Here is a 17,433-nt window from a genome sequence, read left to right as displayed (position 1 = left end):
AGTTTAAATTATAGTCAGTGCTCAGAATATTTACTTAGATATTCATCTCTAATTGTTACACGTTCTTCCAAACTTGCATTTTGCATACGTTTACGTAAGTTATTTCGCTCCTGAGTGCTCATTTTCTGCCAGATGTCACGCATTTTTTGTTTTTCATCATCGGGTAATTGCGTAAACCATTCCATTCTTTGCTGGAGTTGTGAACCTTGGTCTGTTGGAATTTCTTTCAATGTTTGGTAGCGTTTAATTAAGATACGCTGTTCTTCAGGGGATAAATCATCCCATGCTTCTTCAGTTGTCGGTTTGCTGAGTTTAGAGAAAACCCAAAACCGTTCTGAACCAGCAAAACTGGTTTGTAATAAACCCAATGTACACACAACAAGTGCTAACTTTCTAGCTGCCATGTGGAACTTTACCCTCACCCAAGACCATTAACATTTCCATATCTTCAACCATTTGTGGCGAAAGCTTTGGATTTACGATGACCTGATTTTGTGGTTTATCTGTAAGTTGCAAAGAACTTGGAAGAACCACAATACCCATAATTGCAGCGGCAAATGCAAAACCAGTCATTTTCCAGATACTGTAAAAAGACGTATGTTTCTTTTGAACAGAATCGAGAACATGATTCATCACCAACATTTTATTGTGATGTTGTTCTCTTGCGAGTTGATCAAGCTTGGAAGTCACTTGTTTGGTGAATTCATCTTTTTTCATTTGATGATCCTCCCGTATGTGGGTTTAAATGCTCTAAAGCGATTCTGAGTCCCTGAATTGCACGGTGATAATGTGTTTTCACACTGCCTTCACTGCAATCCATGATTTGAGCTGTGGTCATGGTATCAAAACCCTCCCACGCTCTTAGCATAAATGCCTGTTGTTGACGTACTGGTAATTGATTGATTGCAGCCTGAATTTCTTCCATTGTGACTTCCTGATCTAGAAAATCGAATGGATTAGGGGTGGATTCATCTACAACATCAATAATTTCTTCGTCATCATCCAAATTAATTTTTTTAAATAATGAAAATGGGTTTGCACGGCGTGCTTCTTTGCGCCGCCAGTCCTGAAGTTTGTTATTTAAAATGGTATAGAATAGCGGATACCATTCTTCGGTACTTTTATCTGAATATGATTTATGCAATGAGATAAAAGCTTCCTGAACCAGATCCATTGCAATGCCTTGTTGTCCCTGGGTTGCACTTTCCATCATCACAAGCGCACGACCTGTCACGTCTTGCATAAAAAAACGCAGACGTTGTTCAACAGTACTGCGGTCAGTACCATTATCGGTTCGGGCCTGTTTCGGTGCTAAATCCATAGAGATGGAAAATCCTGTCATGGATACCCACCATTATTTCAATTCATTAATTCTATAACGTTGAAAAGGGTGGATGCGTTGACAACTCAAGCAATTATTTTTAGTAGTGTAATTGATTTTCTCAGCAGAGAAAGTGTATTTAAAATAATTTAACCTTTTACTGGCGTTGGCGAACCATTTCAAACAGACAGATTGATCCCGCAATTGCAACGTTCAAGGACTCCTGACCACCAGGTTGGGGAATGGTGACAGCCTGGGCATGTTCAAGGGCATAGTCACTTGCACCTTGGCCTTCGTTACCTAGAATCCAGACACAGGGCTGGGTTAAATCCTTACCATATAAACTGGTGGAACGGTGGGAGCTGGTGACAAACACGGGAATATTAAATTTTGGTAAAATATCTGTAAGTTGATAATTCTCAAAACAATTTAAACTAAAATGTGCGCCCATGCCTGCACGTAGTACTCGAGGAGACCAAAGTAATGCTGAACCTTGGGTACAAATGACTTGTTTAACATTGGCCGCTGCTGCTGAGCGTAATAATGTACCCACATTACCTGGGTCCTGAACATTTTCAAGAATCAGGGTGTCTTTGCTAAAATCAATAGTTTGAATATTTGAGGGTAAGTCAATAATGGCCAAACAGGGTAGGGTTGTACCCAGTGTACTAAGGTCTTTATATAAAACCTCACTGATCACAAAGACATGCCCCTTGTGCAATTCAATTATCTTTTGCAAATCTGGATGGGCTAAGGCCTGTTCAGTGGTAAATAAGGAAAAGATTTTCTTTTGTTGTTGTAACCATGTTAGGCACAGATGTGTTCCTTCGAGTACCGTTTGTTGATGTTTTTTTCGGGCACTGTTGAGTTCGATGAGTCCACGCAAATGTTTGATTTTTGCATTGTCTTTTGATTCTAAGAAAATAACCGCCATAGGGTAAATATCCAAAAGGGCATTACAATTTATAATGCCCTGATTATTAAAAATAATTAATGATACCTTGTTACGCGTTCCACTTCATTTTTAGAACCGATAATTACAGGCACACGTTGGTGTAACTCAGTTGGCTGGATGTCCATAATGCGAACACGGCCTGTTGTAGATGCACCACCAGCCTGTTCAATCAGCATGCTCATCGGGTTTGCTTCATACATCAGACGTAAACGTCCAGCTTTTTTTGGATCTTTTAAATCGTAAGGGTAAAGGAAGATACCACCACGGCACAGGATACGATGAATATCACCCACCATACAGGCCACCCAACGCATATTGAAATCTTTTTCACGGACTGAGGTTTTTCCAGCCAACAGTTCATCAATATAACGTTTTACAGGATTTTCCCAGTGGCGTTGATTGGATGAGTTAATTGCAAATTCCTGGGTATCTACTGAAACCTGAACTTGTTCAGTGGTGAGCAGGAAAGTTTGTGTCGTTGGATCAAATGTGAAGAAAGTAACACCTGCACCTACAGTAAGCACCAGCATGGTGGATGGACCATACAGTACATAGCCCGCAGCGACCTGTGCTGTGCCTGCCTGCATAAAGTCAGTAGATTGGGTTACGGCATTTTTAGCAGGTAAAATTGAGAAAATCGTACCCACACACATATTGATGTCAATATTGCTTGAACCATCTAATGGGTCAAATAGCACTAAATATTTTCCATTTTCCTGTGCAGGCGTAAAGTCATCCAGCTCTTCAGATGCCAAGCCACCCACCTGTGGATGAACTTTGAGGGCATCAATCAGGTAATCATTTGAAATGACATCCAGTTTCTTTTGTGTTTCGCCCTGAATATTTTCATTACCCGCACTGCCTAAAATACCTGCCAAAGCACCTTTTTGCAGAGCCTGATCAATGGTCTTGCATGTGTCTGCAATTGTTTCAATGACCTGAGCCAACTCTGGTGTCAAATTCCCATTTTGTTGTTGTAAATATTGGGACAAAGTAAGGTTTGACGACATATTGAATAGCTCCGATTTTGCTGCATCAAAATTGATAAAAGAATGCCGCTATTCTAGATGAGAACGACAAAAAATAAAAATTATCTTACTTTATTTATGTTGCTTTTATGATTACAAGTCTTCATTTACATGCTATGTTGGATGCATATTAGACAGGATGTTTGGAGAATAAAATGTCAATCAAGAATTTTGAAGCAACCCCAACCCCAAGTGAGCCGATTAGTTTGGATGAAATTTCCAGAGAAAATGTGGAAGATGCCTGGAAAGATTATGAAGCGAAGCCTGAGTATAAGAATTTTAATAAGCACGATATGATTGAGTCGATGCAGTCATCTAAACAGGATGATAATATCCAACAGCAGCCATAAAAAATGCTCACATGATGTGAGCATTTTTTCTTAAAGCATTATCTTAATAATGGCGGAACGGCTTCATAGTTAATTTCCACACGGCGGTTTTCTTTCCATGCAGCTTCATTATGACCCTGATTTACAGGTGCTTCCTTACCATAGCTAACCGCTTCAAGCTGCTGTGGATTTACACCATTGGTGATTAAAAAACTTTCTACCGCTTTGGCACGGCGTTCGCCAAGTGCCATATTATATTCACGTGTACCGCGTTCATCGGTATGGCCTGTTAAAGCAACTTTTGAATTGGCATTTGCAACAAGAAATTGAGCATGTGCCTGTAATGTCTGATAATCTTCCTGAGATAAGTCGCTGCTGTCATAGTCAAAATGTACAACACGTTTTGCCAAAAATGCTTTATTCGCTGCGGTTACGCCTTTTGAGGACGCACCTGCCAAGTTTTGTGCATTGAGTGCTGCATCTTCACTTAGACCATCGGTACTTACCGTTGTTGCGCTGTTTGGTGTATTACCTGCGGTAATTTCAGCAGCAGGTTTACGGCTGGCGCAGCCTGTAAAAGCCAGAGTCGCTGCGAGTAGGGGAAGTGTAAGATATTTAATATTCATGTGTGTCTCCAATGAATCAAATTTATTTAGGTGCCCAAGCTGGTTCCCGAACTTCACCTTGCTCACTTGGTAAGTTCATACGGAAGCGACCATCTGTTGACATGATAGAGAGTAAGCCGCGCGCTCCCTCACGTGTCGCATAAACCACCATTTGCCCATTGGGTGAGAAGCTTGGTGATTCGTCCAGACTGGTCGGTGTCAGGATGTTGGTAATGCCTGTATTAATATCCTGAATGGCAACTTTATAGTTGCTTCCACTTGGACGATGAACTAATGCAATTTTTTTACCATCTGCACTTAATGTGCCACGGGCATTGAACGCACCTTTGAATGTTAAGCGTTTAACTGAACCATCATCAAAACGATAACTATAAATCTGTGGAGAACCGCCACGGTCAGAAGTGAAGATAAATGACTTACCATCTGGTGCATAACGTGCTTCGGTATCAATCGCTGAATCGTTGGTCATCCGCTTGACTTGGCGGCTGGCTAAATCCATTTGATAGATTTCAGGGTTACCATGCATTGAGGCAGTAAAGAGCATGGACTTGCCATCTGGTGAAAAGCTTGGTGCGCCATTTAAGCCCCTAAAGCTTGCTAAAACTTCACGCTGGCCTGAAGCCAAGTCCTGAAGATAGATTGCAGGACGTTTGGTTTCAAAAGAAACGTAGGCGATTTTCTTTGCGTCTGGTGTCCAGGCTGGAGAAAGGATTGGATCGCGTGATGAAAGAACAGTTTTAGGTTGTTTGCCATCGGTATCGGCGACCTGTAGGGTATAACGTTGAGCTGGAGTTGCCTGATTTCGCAGTACATAGGCAATACGACCGCTAAAGTCACCTGCAATACCTGTCAGTGCCTGATAAATCGCATCACTGATCATATGTCCCGCCTGACGGATACGTGAACTTGGTACAGTCAGTACTTCATTGAGTAGGTATTGCTGTTTTTGTACATCATACAACTGGTATTGAATTTCAAATGTATTGGCATCAACAGCTTTCATTTGTCCGACAACGACATAGGGAACGCCAGCATTTTGCCAGTCGCCAGCCTGAATCTGATCAATACTTGCAGTGGCAGGTAAATTTTGTGATGCACTGGTAAAACGACCTGAACGGTTTAAATCGCTTTCAACAATTGGATAAATCGCCTTGTCATTGGTAAATGGCACAATCGCAATTTTAGGAGCCTGTTCAGGGGCTTTGGCAATTTCAAGATGGAGTTGTGCAAAAGTTGTTGCTGGAACAACGGTGCTAATGGCAGTAAAAACTGCTAAGGAGATGAGATGTTTACGAGTCTTGTCCATAATTACAATAATTTGCATAGTATTGTTGTGGCTGTTGATTATTTAACATAGTTACATGCTTTGTGCTATGACAGGCATGTAACTATTCACGATAAATTACTATTGTGCAATAAATGTGATGGAAATTCGGCGAAGTTGACTCACAATATCAGGGTCATCAGGCATTGGTAAAGGTGACGCTCGTTTAACAGCATCCTCTACGCTTGCTTTCAAATCAGAATCACTACTATTGGCAACCACAGATTTTACGTTCCCATTAGCATCAAGTGTAATATTAACATTAATAGATTTTCCTCGAGAGGCTAAAGGGACTTCCCAAGCTCTGGTAATCTTATTTTTAAAAGCTGCTTTAGTTGAATCAGCGATTTTTTTAGTTTCCGCTTTTTTCTGAGCAGCTTCTTGTTCAGCTTTTTTAGCGGCAGCAGCTTTGGCTTCTTCTGCATCCGCTTTTGCTTTAGCGTCGGCATCGGCTTTACGTTTTGCATCGGCTTCAGCTTTGGCTTTAGCATCCGCTTTTGCTTTAGCGTCGGCATCGGCTTTACGTTTTGCGTCTGCCTCTGCTTTTGCCTTAGCATCAGTATCTGCTTTTTTCTTGGCATCAGCGTCCGCTTTACGTTTTGCGTCTGCCTCTGCTTTTGCCTTAGCATCAGTATCTGCTTTTTTCTTGGCATCAGCGTCCGCTTTACGTTTTGCGTCTGCCTCTGCTTTTGCCTTAGCATCTGCATCTGCTTTTTTCTTGGCATCAGCATCTGCTTTACGCTTGGCTTCAGCATCCGCTTTTGCTTTGGCATCTTGTTCAGCTTTCAACTTGGTTGCATGATCTGCCTTGGTTTTAGCGGCCAGATCAGCTTTACGTTTTGCATCATTTTCAGCTTGTCGTTTTTGCTCCGCAGCTTTTACTTTCACTTCGGCATCGGATTTACGTTTTTCTTCGGCAGCTTTTGCCTTGGCATCTTGTTCAGCTTTCAACTTGGCTGCATTATCTGCCTTAGTTTTAGCGGCTAGATCAGCTTTACGTTTTGCTTCCTGTTCAGTCGCTTTTGTTTTTGCTATGGTATCTGCCTGACGTTTTTCTTCTGCCTGTTTGGCTTTTGCATCATTTTCAGCTTGTCGTTTTTGCTCCGCAGCTTTTGCTTTCGCCTCGGCATCGGATTTACGTTTTTCTTCGGCAGCTTTTGCTTTGGCATCAGTTTCTGCACGTTGTTTTTGTGCGACAGCTTCCGCTTGCTTCTGTTGTTCTTCTGCCTGTGCTTTTGCTTTAGCGGCTTCCTCAGCCTTAAGTTTTTGTTCAGCCAACTTTGCCTGTTGCGCCTGTTCAGCTTTCTGCTTTTCGGCAGCAAGTTGCTGAGCAGTAGGTGGTGGAGGGGCAACAGGAAGATTTTCAGGCTGAGTTTCATCTACAATTGGACTTAATATTTCTTCTGCCTGATTTTCAGCAGTCGTTTGCTGTTCTACAGGTTTTGCCATCGGTGGTGGTAAATCTTCTGGCTTGACTAAAATGGTGGTTAGCTTTTTAGGCTGCTCAGGTGGTTTACTCAAGCCTAAAAAAAGTAAGCCAACAATGGCGATGGCATGAACGCCGAGTGTAAAACCCAGTGCAATCGCATTTTGCTTAAAAGGTGGCTCTTGAAATCTTTTCATAACTTATTTTAATGGCTCTGTCAGTAAGCCGACTTGGGTTAAACCTGCTTCTTGTAAACTTGCCATTAGGGAGACAACTTCTCCATAAGGGCGAGATTTATCACCATTAACCAGTACAGTAAGTTGCTTATTTTCCTGTTCAGCCTGTTTCTGGGCATCACTTAAAATGCTTTCAAGCTGCTCATGTGTTAGTGGTTCAGTGCCTTTATTCTCTTGATATTGCAGATAAATATTACCATCCTTGCCAATGGTGACCATTGCAGGCATATCTTTAGATTCAATTGGATTGTTATTGGCTTGAGGTAAATCCACTTTAATTCCACTGGTAATCATGGGTGCAGTGACCATAAAAATCACCAGAAGTACCAGCATGACATCAATATATGGCACGACATTCATGTCACTTTTCAGCGGCTTCTTGATGCGTTCAAAACGTCCAGATCGTTGAATCGCCATTATGCATCTTCCTGTGTCGTTCCAATTGCTTGACGCTGTAACAGGGCAACCATTTCTTCGGCAAACAGGGCACGGTCTGAATAAATTGCTTCACCTTTTGCGGTGAAATGGTTAAAGGCAAGTACCGCAGGAATGGCAGCAAACAGGCCAATCGCAGTTGCAATCAATGCCTCTGCAATACCAGGTGCCACAGTCGCCAATGTCACCTGATCCACAGCAGCCAGACCAATAAAGGCATTCATAATGCCCCAGACCGTACCAAACAGGCCGATATAAGGCGCAACAGAACCAATACTTGCCAATGCGCCTAGACCTTGCTCCAATCCGCCCTGATCACGGCTTAAGCCAACACGAAGAATACGTTCTGTTCCCTCAATGGTCTGGTTGGTGTCAGCCTTACGTTTTTGCAGTTTAAAAAATTCACCCAAACCCTGATAAAAAATATCTTCCAAGCCACGACGTTTAGAGTTGAGCTGGGCATTATTGTATAAGGTATTCAGTTCGGCACCTGACCAGAACATTTTTTGAAAATGCTCATCATCCTGCGCTGCCTTTTTAAAGCCCATATATAGTTTGGCAATCAAATACCAGCTGAAAATAGAAGCAAGTAACAGGATCAACATGACCAATTGTACGACAGGACTTGCCTGTAAAATCAGGTCAGAAATGTGCAGGGAAGATTCTAAATTTGTTGCCATAAGTTGAGTGCCGAAAGTTTATTTTTAGTCCTGTGCCAATTCTTTTTGAATCAGGTCACGAATTTCATCAGGAAGTCTGCGTGGCATCAAGTCCTTGTTTAAACATGCCAACGTAACCTCACCTGAAGCCAGCAAGATTTCACCACGATAAATATTTTGTTGCAACACAAATGACGCGGCTTTACACGAAATAACACGCGCTGTAACGGTAATTAAATCATCCATTAATATAGGGCGTACATATTTGACCTGAATCTGGTGGACAACAAAGCTGTAATCCTTTTGATGCCAATAGTGTGCAATCCCCGTGGAGCGTAGCCATTCTGTACGGGCACGCTCCATAAAACGGATGTGGTTGGCATGGTAGACAATCCCGCCTGCATCTGTATCTTCGATATATACACGAATATTAAATTCAAAATGATTGGCCATGATGACGTCCTTATACAAAACTCTCCTGAATATTCAAGAGAGTTGGAAGAAATTTAAACTTATGTTTCTGGCGGAGTTAATCCAAACTGTAAATAAGCCATGTTGGTCGCAATTCGACCACGTGCGGTACGCATCACATAACCTTGTTGAATCAAATATGGCTCAATCACATCTTCAAGTGTTCCACTATCTTCTGCCATCGCGGCTGCTAAAGCTTCAACACCTGTTGGACGACCTTCAAAACGCTCAAGTAACATGCTGAGATAACGGCGATCCAGTGTATCCAAACCTGCCTTATCCACATTTAGCATATCCAAGGCACGTTGGGCCATATCCTGAGTCACTTCACCTGTACCCTTGACTTGGGCATAGTCACGAACTCGACGTAACAGACGGTTGGCAATACGAGGTGTACCACGAGAACGGCGAGCAATTTCCATTGCACCATCATCTGTCATGAGTACATCCATCAAACGTGCAGAACGCCCAACGATATAAGTCAAATCTTCAACTGAATAAAATTCCAAACGTTGCACAATCCCAAAACGGTCACGTAAGGGTGAGGTGAGCAGACCAGCACGGGTAGTGGCTGCAACCAGTGTAAATGGAGGCAAGTCCAGTTTAATTGAACGGGCAGCGGGGCCTTCGCCAATCATGATATCCAACTGATAATCTTCCATCGCTGGATAAAGGATTTCTTCAATCACTGGAGAAAGGCGGTGGATTTCATCAATAAAAAGAACATCACCCTCTTCAAGATTGGTGAGCATTGCGGCCAAATCGCCTGCACGTTCCAACACAGGACCAGAAGTTGATTTTAAATTACCGCCCATTTCCCGAGCGATAATATTGGCCAGTGTAGTTTTACCTAAACCAGGTGGACCAAAAATTAGAGTATGATCGAGTGCTTCACCACGTCCACGTGCGGCACCAATGAAGATTTCCATTTGCTCACGGACTACAGGCTGCCCAATATAGTCCGTCAATGAAGTTGGGCGAATTGCACGATCAAAATGATCTTCTGGTTTTTCTGTTCCGCTAATAAGACGATCTTGCATATAGGTATTACTTCATCATGGATTTAAGTGCCGCACGAATAATATCGGCAGATTCTGTATAGTCTGCCTTAACGGCTGCAACCGCTTTTTGTGCCTCAGCAGGTTTATAGCCGAGTGACTGCAATGCTGCTTCGGCTTCAGCAACAGGTGAGTTTGCCATAAACTGGATTTGAGCCGTGGTTGGGCTTGCATTGCTACTACTGGTTGACTGTGCCAATGCCTTGAAACGATCTCGTAATTCAATCATCAAGCGTTCAGCAGTTTTCTTACCAACCCCAGGAACCTTGATCAGGGTGTTGATGTCATCGTGTTCAATGGTATGAATCAATAGCTCAACACTTAATGTGGATAATATTCCCAAAGCCATTTTAGGACCGACACCATTCACTTTCAGCAAAGTGCGAAAAATGGTTTTTTCCTGCGCATCGTTAAAGCCATAGAGTTGCTGGGCATCTTCACGGACCACCAAGTGCGTCCATAATGTCACTTTCTGGCCCTTTTGTAATTGGCAAAATGTCGAAAGTGGTGTGTCTATTTCATAGCCAACACCATTCACATTGAGTAAAACTGTTGGGGCTTCCAAGGCAAACACTTCGCCAATTAAACATCCGATCATTGAGTCATTTTCACTTATTTATTAATGGTTGAATAGTAGAGGCCATTTGCTCTAAACGCAAAATGGCTTTTCATATTTATTTGTGATTTCGCGTGGATTTTATTCAAATCAATCAAAATAAAATAGCCTGAATAAATCTTATTTCTTAGAAGAACCCAACTTTATTGCCTTGTAACTCTTGCGCTAAACTATAAGCTTGATGGTCAGAAAACTTACTAATAATATCCAGAACTTGCATAATATTATGGTAATGGTTGTTCTGGAAATGTGCGCCCGAATGTTGCAAAATTGACATCAAACGCTGTTCCTTAAAGCTGAGGGCTTTATGTGGCATGGTCAATGGTACGAAAGCATCTAAAATCGTCTGTAAACTTTGATGCGCAATGATTTCCAGACCTGATTTTTGTGGATGCTCAAAAATCCGATCTTTGGCAAGATTCTTGGCAGTTTGAATACCTGCCTCAATATCAGGTGAACAATATTGAAGTAAACTGCCTTGAAGCTGTCCTGTCAGGATTTCATACTGATATTTGGCAAAAGCGGTGGTGACTTCGTCGACCAGACGTTTCATCACACGGCCACGCAGGGCAGCGATTTTTTGTTGCCATGTGGTATGTGGCAAATGCAGCTCTTCTGGATAGCCATAATCCACAATCAGGTTCAGGAAAATAGGCTCAACTTCGGCATAATTCAGCATGTTGAGGATGATGCCATCTTCCAGATCAATCAATGCATAGCAAATATCATCGGCTGCTTCCAATAAATAAGTGAGTGGATGACGGCAATAATGATATTCGCCCAACTGAATTAGTCCGAGTTGCTCGGCAATTTGTTTTAAAATTTCTTTTTCAGATTGATAGCAACCAAACTTGGCTCGCTTATGTGACGGAATATCACCTTGTTCCTCAATGGTTTTGGAAAGCCATGGATATTTTAAATAGGCCCCCAATGTGGCATAGGTTAGACGCATACCACCATCGTCAGGATGATAGTCAATACGGCTTAACAAACGAAGTCCTTGCGCATTACCCTCAAATTGACGGACATCGGCTGCTTCTTCTGGCGTGAGTTTAGTTAAAAAGTCCCGATGTGAGGCATCATCAAACCATTCACGAATCGCATATTCACCTGCATGACCAAAAGGTGGATTGCCAATGTCATGAGCCAAACAGGCTGCCTGAATAATCGCACCGACATCCGCAGGGGAAATCCACATGGGTAGTTCATCTTTAATCTTCTCCGCAGCCAACATGCCCAGAGAGCGGCCAATACAGGAAACCTCAAGCGAATGGGTAAGGCGGGTATGGATACCATCATGTTGAGTGAGTGGGTGAACCTGTGTTTTTCTATTCAGTTGACGAAAGCTTTGGGAAAATATAATTCTGTCGTAATCTTTGTGGAATGGGCTTCGGGCCAATTCTGTACTGCTTTTTTTACTGCCTAAACGAATTGCGGAAAGCAATTCCAACCAACGCATTTGTTCCATTGATTATTATTCACTATGAGTTCAGCTTTATCATGCCAAAAAAAAGATGAAAGCACTAGGGTAGGGCGACACAAGTTGTCTTTGGATCATGAAGTGAATCAGAATTCTATATTTCATCTATCTTGGTAATTAAAGTTGGGCGGCGTAGAAAAAGAGTCCCAGACTGGAAATGTGATGCACTCTACAAAGCAAATGAATTGTTACGAATATGGAAAAGCGATAAAGCGAGAAGAAATTAAATGACTTGGCATAGAAAACTCTGATTTTTAAGATGGATATGGCTAGCTGAAAGCAGGCTTTCACAGTAGAATATGCGCTCTCTCATAAGTCACATTGCGGTAGGTTGGTTAGACCTGCCCGTGGAGCCAAAGTCAGCATGTTTATCGTGGCCGGTGCAGCAGCACATTCTTCTTTTAAGAAAGCTCAACTCTTAAACCGTTTAGCGTCAATGAGTTCTGTTCAATCTTTTGACAGCCAATGGGTCTATTTGTTTGATCAAGCGCTCAACGAGCAGCAACATCAATCGGCATTACAATTGTTAAACGATGGTCAATCTTTTGAACTTCGCCAGGCTGCAAGTGATGAGATCCAGATTTTAGTGACACCACGTGTTGGCACAATTTCGCCTTGGTCATCTAAAGCAACCGATATTTTCCAGAACTGCAATACCCCAATTCACCGCTTAGAGCGTGGTCTGTTATTTACATTAAAAGGTGTAAATGAGATTTCGAACGAAGTGAAATTGGCCTTACATGACCGTATGACAGAAACTGTTTTTGCTCAAATTGATGATGCAAAAGCATTATTTACTGAAACAGCACCGAAGCCATTGAACTCAATTGATATTTTAGGTCAAGGAAAACAAGCGTTAGTCAAAGCTAACAATGAGTTTGGCTTTGCTTTATCTGAGCAGGAAATTGATTACTTAACCGAAGCATTTACCAAGCTTGGTCGTAATCCAAATGACATCGAATTGATGATGTTTGCTCAAGCAAACTCTGAGCATTGTCGTCATAAAATCTTTGGTTCTGAATGGACAATTGATGGTGAAAAACAGCCATTATCCTTGTTCCAAATGATTAAGAATACCTATAAAGAATCACCAACGGATGTGTTATCCGCCTATAAAGATAACGCATCTGTGATCGTGGGTTATGACACCATGCGTTTTTATCCAAAAGCGGATGAAAATGGTCACTTTGTCTATAAGTATAAGAGTCAAGCTGCCCACATTTTAATGAAAGTGGAAACCCATAACCACCCAACCGCAATTTCTCCATTTGCGGGAGCTGCAACAGGTTCGGGTGGTGAGATCCGTGATGAAGGTGCAACAGGTCGTGGTGGTAAACCGAAAGCGGGTCTAACTGGCTTTACCGTTTCAAACTTAAATATTCCAGGTTTTGAACAGCCTTGGGAAGAAAATTACGGTAAACCGAGCCGTATGGCATCGCCATTACAAATCATGATTGAAGGGCCTTTGGGTGGCGCTGCGTTTAACAACGAATTTGGTCGCCCTGCATTAAATGGTTATTTCCGTACCTTTGAACAGAATGTCAATGGTGAAGTGAAAGGCTTCCATAAGCCAATCATGATCGCTGGTGGTTACGGTAACATCCGTCCTGATCATGTTGAAAAAGATGCAATCCTACCAGGTGACTTGCTCATTGTGTTGGGTGGTCCAGCCATGCTCATTGGTTTGGGCGGTGGTGCAGCGTCTTCTGTAGACAGCGGTACTATGGGCGAGAGTTTGGACTTTGCTTCGGTGCAACGTGAAAACCCAGAAATGGAACGCCGTTGCCAAGAGGTGATTGATACCTGCTGGCGCTTGGAAGATTTTAACCCAATCGTATCTGTACATGATGTCGGTGCGGGTGGTTTATCCAATGCCATGCCTGAACTTGTGAATGATCACGAGTTAGGTGCTATATTGAACCTTCGTAAGATTCCATCTTTAGAGCCAGGCATGAGCCCGATGGAAATCTGGTCAAATGAAGCGCAAGAGCGTTATGTACTTGCAATCCGCCCAGAATCTTTAGAACAGTTTGAAGAAATTTGTGCCCGTGAGCGTTGTCCGTTTGCGGTACTCGGTGAAGCGACTGAAGCACGTCATTTAACCGTTGAAGATCCATTGTTTGAAAACAATCCAGTCGATATCCCAATGCAAGTGATGTTGGGTGGTACGCCACGTATGCAACGTTCATATGAAACGATTGAACGTACGGGTAACGACTTTGATGCTGCGAAAGTTGATTTGAAAGATGCGATTTTCCGTGTATTGAAAAACCCAACAGTTGCGTCTAAATCATTCCTGATCACCATTGGTGACCGCTCGATTACAGGTATGGTTGCACGTGATCAAATGGTTGGCCGTTGGCAGGTGCCTGTCGCAGATGCAGCGGTAACGACGACAAGCTTGCAAGGCTTTACTGGTGAAGCGATGGCAATGGGCGAACGTCCACCTGTGGCATTGTTAAATCCTGCGGCATCGGCTCGTTTAGCGGTTGCGGAAGCGATTACCAATATTGCTTGTGCCAACATCGAACAAATCAGCGATATCAAACTTTCAGCAAACTGGATGGCAGCAGCAGGTCAAAAAGGTGAAGACCAAGCCTTGTTTGAAGGTGTGAAAGCGATTGGTATGGAAATGTGTCCTGCATTGGGCATCGCAATTCCAGTCGGTAAAGATTCACTTTCAATGCGTACCACCTGGAATGATGGTGAAGATAAAGCCGTTACATCTCCAATGACTGGCGTGATCACTGCATTTGCTCCTGTGTTAGATGTACGCAAAACCTTAACCCCTGAACTTAAAAATCTTACAGATTCAGTCTTAGTTCGTATCGACTTATCGAAAGGTCAGTTCCGTTTAGGTGGTTCGATCCTTGCCCAGGTGTATAAAGCAATAGGTTCTGTTACTCCTGATGTGGATAGTTTTGATGACTTCAAAGCATTCTTTGCCTTGATTCAAGACTGGAACAACCGCGGTTTGATCAAGGCTTACCATGACATCGGTGATGGTGGTTTATTGGCGACCGTTGCTGAAATGATGTTCGCATCACGTTTGGGTGTAGCTTTAGAAAATCAAACAATTGAAAGTTTATTTGCTGAAGAAATTGGTGCAGTACTGCAAATTACTGCTGCTGATTGGGCACAGTTAGAAATTGAAGTTGCAGCGTCGAGCCTGAAAGATACAATCGCGGTTGTGGGCCGTGTCAATACAACTGATCAATTGGTTGTCAATGGTTTGACTTTAGAACGTGCTGAATTACAACAAGCTTGGGCTGAAGTATCACATCAAATCCAACGTTTACGTGACAACATTGAAACGGCTGATCAAGAATTTGCTTTAATTGCAGATAAAAACCACAAAGGTTTAATTGCTCAAGCAACTTATGATTTAAATGAGCCAGTAGAAGCGCCATTTATTAATACACGTCGTCCAAACATGGCCATCTTGCGTGAGCAAGGTGTGAACGGTCATGTGGAAATGGCTGCTGCATTTGACAAAGTTGGCTTCAATACCATCGATGTACACATGAGTGACTTGCTTGCAGGTCGTGTGAGCTTAAGTGACTTCGAAGGTTTAGTGGCTTGTGGTGGCTTCTCATACGGTGACGTAATGGGCGCTGGTGGTGGCTGGGCGAAATCAGTATTGTTCAATGCCAAGTTACGTGACCAGTTTGAGCAGTTCTTCCATCGTGAGAGCACTTTCAGCTTAGGCGTATGTAACGGCTGTCAAATGATGTCGCAACTTGCACCATTGATTCCAGGTGCAGAGCATTGGGGCCGTTTCCATCGTAATACCTCAGAAGTCTTTGAAGCGCGTGCGGTCAACGTTCGTGTAGAAAAATCAGTTTCGGTATTGCTTGAAGATATGCAAGGTTCGATTTTACCAATCGCCGTGGCGCATGGTGAAGGGCGTTTAGTTGCAACTACGCAGCAATTGGCTGCTTTAAATGCTGAAAACCAAGTGATTTTGCGTTATGTGGATAGTTTGGGGAATCCAACGCAACACTATCCATTGAACCCGAACGGTTCACCTGAAGCGATTACAGGTTTAACATCTAAAGATGGTCGTGCAACCGTGATGATGCCGCATCCAGAACGTAACTTCCGTGCTTTACAGCATTCATGGAAACCTGAAGATTGGGTCGAAGATGGTGCTTGGTTGCGTATGTTTAGGAATGCACGTAAATTTATTGGTTAATTAAATCCATGCAATAAGCCACCGTCAGGTGGCTTATTTTATTCTTAGATTCAATATAAAATAACGATGAATGAACAAGAACAATGAAATCAAAAAGAATATGCTAAAACTTATTTATTACGTTCCTGAATCTCACCTTGAATCAACCAAACTTGCTATCTTTGAAGCAGGAGCAGGTGGTATTGGTAATTATGAGCACTGTGCTTGGCAAGTGAAAGGCATAGGGCAGTTTAAGCCCATTCAAGGTGCAAATCCATTTTTAGGGCAGTTGGATGAACTGGAACAGCTTGAGGAATGGCGGGTAGAAACCATTGTTACAGAAGAAAAGGCAAGTACGGTTGCAAAAGCATTAAAGGCAAGCCATCCTTATGAAGAGCCTGCCTTTGAGTTTATTCAAATATTAGATATTGAATAATTTTTTAGACTTTTTGAATAAATAAATCACGGTCAAAACGATATTGCGGGAAGAACACACCATCTGTAGCACGCTCACCAGCACCAATCACCATGACAGGATACTGTTGATCATTTAATTTTAAAATTTTACGAACTAAAGGTTCATCAAAACCTTCCATCATACAACTATCAAAACCATAGGCACGTAATGCCAATACAAGGTTTTCACAGGCTAAAGCTGTGGTTTTAGTTGCCCACAATTTGGCATCGGCAGGGTTAAATGCAGTTACAGGAAGTTGTTTATCAAGTGTGCGGGCTACTTTAAATGCAACTTTTTTAAAGTTACCTAATGCATTGAAATAACCAGTTTTATAGTTGTAGGGAATAAAACGGTAATATTTTTGTACCATTGCAGGGGCTTCAGGAAATGGAAATTCACTAATATTGCGTTTTGCCATTTCATCAACACGATCTGTACGCGCTACGCATACGATCAATTCTGATGCAGTTTTAGCAGCAAGTTGTCCTAAACACGCTTTAACCAGTTGCTTTTTCTTACTCGGATTTTGCACCACATAGAATGTCCAAGGCTGTAAGTTTGATGAATTGGGTGCAAGCAACGCCAAATCTAAGCATTCATCTAAAATTTCACTTGGAATCGGTTTATCCGTGAACTTGCGTACTGAACGACGGCTTTCAATCACCTTACGGAAATTGTCAACGTCAATGTCCTGTGGCGCGGCTTCGTAATAACGTTTCTTTTCAGTTTGTGTGTGTTCTGACATGAGGAAAGTGTCATCCTAAAGTTATTTTATATTTAAATTGGGACGTTCAATAAAAAAACCACCTCGATTTTGCAATAAAGTGGTTTTGTTTCA

18 protein-coding genes are annotated in these 17,433 nt (G+C 42.4%); 3 read left to right on the top strand and 15 right to left on the bottom strand.

The window, feature by feature from the left end:
* Positions 1–14: 14 nt before the first annotated feature.
* From F973_RS10235 to F973_RS10215, 5 genes are all read right to left on the bottom strand, one after another.
* A complete protein-coding gene (locus tag F973_RS10235; protein WP_004682687.1) occupies positions 15–404 on the bottom strand; it encodes a DUF3106 domain-containing protein in 390 nt (129 codons plus the stop codon).
* A complete protein-coding gene (locus F973_RS10230; RefSeq protein ID WP_004682686.1) occupies positions 394–717 on the bottom strand; it encodes a hypothetical protein in 324 nt (107 codons plus the stop codon). Before F973_RS10230 ends, F973_RS10235 begins: the two co-directional genes overlap by 11 nt.
* Positions 704–1,321 carry an RNA polymerase sigma factor gene (locus F973_RS10225; protein WP_004676830.1) on the bottom strand — a complete coding sequence of 206 codons (618 nt, stop codon included), beginning with the start codon at positions 1,319–1,321 and terminating at the stop codon, positions 704–706. The genes F973_RS10230 and F973_RS10225 overlap by 14 nt, the downstream gene beginning before the upstream one ends.
* A gap of 157 nt (positions 1,322–1,478) precedes the next feature.
* The gene (locus F973_RS10220; protein ID WP_004676832.1) at positions 1,479–2,255 is read right to left on the bottom strand and encodes a TrmH family RNA methyltransferase; all 777 of its coding nucleotides are present in this window, start codon (positions 2,253–2,255) and stop codon (positions 1,479–1,481) included.
* Positions 2,256–2,311: 56 nt separating this feature from the next.
* Positions 2,312–3,286: a class 1 fructose-bisphosphatase gene (locus F973_RS10215; protein ID WP_004761622.1), complete on the bottom strand. Its 975-nt coding sequence runs from the start codon at positions 3,284–3,286 to the stop codon at positions 2,312–2,314.
* Between the two features lie 173 nt (positions 3,287–3,459).
* On the opposite strand from F973_RS10215, the gene F973_RS10210 reads away from it, so the two are divergent.
* Positions 3,460–3,654: an NF038105 family protein gene (locus F973_RS10210; protein ID WP_004761620.1), complete on the top strand. Its 195-nt coding sequence runs from the start codon at positions 3,460–3,462 to the stop codon at positions 3,652–3,654.
* A gap of 38 nt (positions 3,655–3,692) precedes the next feature.
* On the opposite strand, the gene pal is transcribed toward F973_RS10210, so the two are convergent.
* From pal to F973_RS10165, 9 genes are all read right to left on the bottom strand, one after another.
* Entirely contained in the window at positions 3,693–4,259 is a 567-nt protein-coding gene (gene pal / locus F973_RS10205) for a peptidoglycan-associated lipoprotein Pal (RefSeq protein WP_004761618.1), read from the bottom strand.
* 22 nt (positions 4,260–4,281) lie between these two features.
* Positions 4,282–5,565, bottom strand: coding sequence for a Tol-Pal system beta propeller repeat protein TolB (gene tolB, locus F973_RS10200; RefSeq protein ID WP_034432750.1), 1,284 nt, complete (start codon positions 5,563–5,565; stop codon positions 4,282–4,284).
* A 99-nt stretch (positions 5,566–5,664) separates the two neighbouring features.
* Entirely contained in the window at positions 5,665–7,206 is a 1,542-nt protein-coding gene (tolA, locus tag F973_RS10195) for a cell envelope integrity protein TolA (protein ID WP_004761616.1), read from the bottom strand.
* A 3-nt stretch (positions 7,207–7,209) separates the two neighbouring features.
* Positions 7,210–7,662, bottom strand: a complete 453-nt coding sequence (gene tolR, locus F973_RS10190) for a protein TolR (protein ID WP_004761614.1) — start codon at positions 7,660–7,662, stop codon at positions 7,210–7,212.
* The gene (gene tolQ, locus F973_RS10185; protein ID WP_004682677.1) at positions 7,662–8,360 is read right to left on the bottom strand and encodes a protein TolQ; all 699 of its coding nucleotides are present in this window, start codon (positions 8,358–8,360) and stop codon (positions 7,662–7,664) included. The genes tolR and tolQ overlap by 1 nt, the downstream gene beginning before the upstream one ends.
* A 24-nt stretch (positions 8,361–8,384) precedes the next feature.
* Entirely contained in the window at positions 8,385–8,792 is a 408-nt protein-coding gene (ybgC, locus tag F973_RS10180) for a tol-pal system-associated acyl-CoA thioesterase (RefSeq protein ID WP_004676848.1), read from the bottom strand.
* A 59-nt stretch (positions 8,793–8,851) separates the two neighbouring features.
* Complete coding sequence (gene ruvB / locus F973_RS10175; protein WP_004757666.1) at positions 8,852–9,850, bottom strand: Holliday junction branch migration DNA helicase RuvB; 999 nt, start codon at positions 9,848–9,850, stop codon at positions 8,852–8,854.
* 7 nt (positions 9,851–9,857) lie between these two features.
* Positions 9,858–10,466, bottom strand: coding sequence for a Holliday junction branch migration protein RuvA (ruvA, locus tag F973_RS10170; RefSeq protein WP_004676851.1), 609 nt, complete (start codon positions 10,464–10,466; stop codon positions 9,858–9,860).
* A 145-nt stretch (positions 10,467–10,611) separates the two neighbouring features.
* Positions 10,612–11,952, bottom strand: a complete 1,341-nt coding sequence (locus F973_RS10165) for a deoxyguanosinetriphosphate triphosphohydrolase (protein ID WP_004676853.1) — start codon at positions 11,950–11,952, stop codon at positions 10,612–10,614.
* Positions 11,953–12,328: 376 nt separating this feature from the next.
* Between F973_RS10165 and purL the strand changes: the two genes are divergently transcribed.
* Both purL and F973_RS10155 read left to right on the top strand, forming a co-directional pair.
* Positions 12,329–16,159, top strand: a complete 3,831-nt coding sequence (gene purL / locus F973_RS10160; protein WP_004761611.1) for a phosphoribosylformylglycinamidine synthase — start codon at positions 12,329–12,331, stop codon at positions 16,157–16,159.
* A gap of 100 nt (positions 16,160–16,259) precedes the next feature.
* Complete coding sequence (locus F973_RS10155) at positions 16,260–16,574, top strand: YqfO family protein (protein WP_004769584.1); 315 nt, start codon at positions 16,260–16,262, stop codon at positions 16,572–16,574.
* A 4-nt stretch (positions 16,575–16,578) separates the two neighbouring features.
* Here the strand turns inward: F973_RS10155 and F973_RS10150 are convergent, their stop codons facing one another.
* Complete coding sequence (locus F973_RS10150; RefSeq protein WP_004682672.1) at positions 16,579–17,340, bottom strand: nitroreductase family protein; 762 nt, start codon at positions 17,338–17,340, stop codon at positions 16,579–16,581.
* Positions 17,341–17,433 lie beyond the last annotated feature (93 nt).

The sequence above is a fragment of the Acinetobacter sp. CIP 102129 genome (genome assembly GCF_000368305.1).
In the GTDB taxonomy this organism is placed as follows: domain Bacteria; phylum Pseudomonadota; class Gammaproteobacteria; order Pseudomonadales; family Moraxellaceae; genus Acinetobacter; species Acinetobacter parvus.
Note: the sequence above shows the minus strand (reverse complement) of the source record. Positions and strands in the feature narration are given on the sequence as shown.